Genomic DNA, 2,605 nt, shown 5'->3' with positions numbered 1-2,605 from the left:
GCTGCTCGGCCGGCCGATGTCGCTGGCCGTGGTGGGCCCGTTCGACTCCGGCAGCTTCACCGTCGACCGCTGAGCGGCGGCGGTCCGGTCGGCCGGGCGTCGGCCGCGCCGGTTCGCCGGATGCCGGGCGTCGGTGCGGTCCGCCGGACCGCGCCGTGCGGGCTGGGATAGGTTGTGGCCCGTGACTGAGCAGCAGAACACGGTGGCCCGGGTCGGTGTGCTGGGCGCCCGGGGCCGGATGGGCATGGAGGTCTGCAAGGCGGTCGACTCCGCCGCCGACCTGGAGCTGGTCGCGGCCGTCGACCAGGGCGACGATCTGGCCACTGTGGCGCAGGCGGGCGCCGGGGTGGTCGTCGACTTCACCACCCCGGACGCGGTCATGGACAACCTGCGCTGGTGCGTCGAGAACGGCGTGCACGCGGTGGTCGGCACCACCGGCTTCACCGAGCAGCGGCTCGACCAGGTACGCGAGTGGCTGGCCGGCCGTCCCGGTGTGGGCGTGGTGATCGCCCCCAACTTCGGCATCGGCGCGGTGCTGATGATGCAGTTCGCCGCGCGCGCGGCCCGGCACTTCGAGTCGGTCGAGATCATCGAGCAGCACCACCCGCGCAAGCTGGACGCGCCGAGCGGCACCGCCACCCACACGGCTCGGCTGATCGCCGCGGCCCGCGCCGACGCCGGGCTCGGGCCGGTGCCGGACGCCACCCGCGACGAGGTGGCCGGCGCCCGCGGCGCCGACATCGACGGGGTACGCGTGCACGCGGTGCGCGCAACCGGCCTGGTCGCCCACCAGGAGGTGCTGTTCGGCACCACCGGTGAGACGCTGACCATCCGGCACGACTCGTACGACCGGGTGTCGTTCATGCCCGGCGTGCTGCTCGCGGTCCGCGAGGTGGGCCGCCGGCCCGGTCTGACGGTCGGCCTGGACGCCCTGCTGGACTGACCTGGGCGTACCCTCTGCTCATGATCGACTCCGGGCACTCCGACCGCACCGGCCGCCGGGTGACGCTGCGGCCGGTGGACGACGACAACTGGCGGGCCGTCGCCGACGTCGCCCCGCGTGACGACCAGCGCGCCTTCGTGTTCGCGCTGGCCGCCCGCTACCTGCTGCTCACCGAGCGCTCGGACGTCTGGAACTCGCTGGCGGTCTACGCCGACGAGACGGTCGTCGGCCACGTCATGTGGGGCGTGGACGACGACGGGTCGCGCTGGATCGGTGGCATGGTGATCGACGCCGCCGAGCAGGGCCGGGGCCTGGGCCGTGCGACGGTGCGGACGCTCGCCGACTGGCTGGCCGAGGCGGGCGAGCCGATCCGCCTGAGCTACCACCCCGACAACAAGCCCGCCGCCGCCCTCTACACCGCCCTGGGCTTCCACCCCACCGGCGCCATGGAGGACGACGAGCTGGTAGCCGAACTCCGCCCCGCCTGACCCCCGCGCCAACCGCGTCGGGGCGGGTGGGGTGGCGGTCCTGCCCCGTGCCGGGACCGCCGGCCCACCCACGTGAGGGTGGACCGGCGGCCGGGCGGGAACTCATCGGTCGGCTGAAGGATTTTCGTCAGCGGATTCCGGGACCGCCACGTGGAAGCGGAGCTGGGGGACGAGCATGTCGTCCACGTCCAGCGCGCGGGTCGCGCCGTCCGGCTCCCAGCCGGTCGAGCCGAGGAAGTTGCGGGTCGCCGCGTCGGCGTCGAACGCCCACGCCACCGCCCGGGTCAGCCCGTCGGCGCGCCAGTGCTCGACCGCCGCGGCGAGCAGCCGGCTGCCGTGCCCGCGCCGCCCCCACCGGGGCTCCACCAGCAGGTCGGTCACCGCCGCGACGCCCGACGCGAGCGCGTCGGCCGGCTCACCGGGAGCCAGCGCCTCGGCGTCGGCCGGACCGGAGGCGATGAACCCCACCAGATAGGATTGCGCCGCCTCCTCGACGGCGACCAGCACCCGGTGCGCGCCCGAGGGGGGCTCCTGCACCGCCGCGCTCCACCGCCGGGCGAGGTACGCCTCGTCCAGGTTGTCGAGCACGTGCCGGGGCAGGATCCGGCGGTACGCGACCCGCCAGGTCGCGAGCTGGACGCGTGCGATCTCGCCGGCGTCCTCGGGACGCGCGGGCCGGACGTAGCCTGCAGCCATGGCACGTGAGCCTACGCAGGGCGAGGAGGGTGACGGTGGCGCAGGGTGCCGGGCGCACGATCACGCAGGCCGTCGCCGTGGCGGCGCTCGCCGCGGCGGTCACCGTGTTCCTGTCCGTGGCGGCGGTGCGGCACGGCTTCTTCGACCTGCAGGTCTACTACGGCGCGCTCACCTACTGGGCGCGTGACGGCGGGGAGATCTACGACTTCCTGCGCCCCGGCACCCAGTACGGCTTCACCTACCCGCCGTTCGCCGCGCTGGTGATGCTGCCGATGGCGTACCTGCCGTGGAACGCCGCGATCGTGGTGAGCGTGACGCTCACGGTGCTGGCGAGCGCCGTGGTGATCTGGCGGCTGCTGGACCCGGTGGCCCGCCGCTCCGGCTGGACCCGCTGGTTCGCCCTCGCCGTCGCGCTGTGCCTGGCCGCCGCGTTGATCGGGTACGCGCTGCTGTGTAGCCGGATCGTCTGGGCCTGGGA

Annotated in this window: 4 protein-coding genes; 3 read left to right on the top strand and 1 reads right to left on the bottom strand. The window is 74.6% G+C overall.

Translation table 11 applies throughout. The features are described from left to right. Window positions 1-181: 181 nt before the first annotated feature. The gene (dapB, locus tag KBX39_RS28565) at window positions 182-943 is read left to right on the top strand and encodes a 4-hydroxy-tetrahydrodipicolinate reductase (RefSeq protein WP_064447088.1); all 762 of its coding nucleotides are present in this window, start codon (window positions 182-184) and stop codon (window positions 941-943) included. Window positions 944-963: 20 nt separating this feature from the next. After that, window positions 964-1,431 carry a GNAT family N-acetyltransferase gene (locus KBX39_RS28560; protein ID WP_210873497.1) on the top strand — a complete coding sequence of 156 codons (468 nt, stop codon included), beginning with the start codon at window positions 964-966 and terminating at the stop codon, window positions 1,429-1,431. Between the two features lie 102 nt (window positions 1,432-1,533). Here KBX39_RS28560 and KBX39_RS28555 read toward each other — a convergent pair whose 3' ends face one another. Then, on the bottom strand, window positions 1,534-2,127 hold the full coding sequence (locus KBX39_RS28555) for a GNAT family N-acetyltransferase (RefSeq protein ID WP_064447090.1): 594 nt from the start codon (window positions 2,125-2,127) through the stop codon (window positions 1,534-1,536). 35 nt (window positions 2,128-2,162) lie between these two features. On the opposite strand from KBX39_RS28555, the gene KBX39_RS28550 reads away from it, so the two are divergent. Further along, window positions 2,163-2,605, top strand: a 443-nt coding sequence (locus KBX39_RS28550; RefSeq protein ID WP_210873495.1) for a glycosyltransferase family 87 protein, incomplete at its 3' end; no start/stop codon positions are given.

The sequence above is a fragment of the Micromonospora sp. D75 genome (assembly GCF_018070405.1).
In the GTDB taxonomy this organism is placed as follows: Bacteria; Actinomycetota; Actinomycetes; order Mycobacteriales; family Micromonosporaceae; genus Micromonospora; species Micromonospora chalcea.
This window is presented reverse-complemented; position numbering and strand designations above follow the sequence as displayed.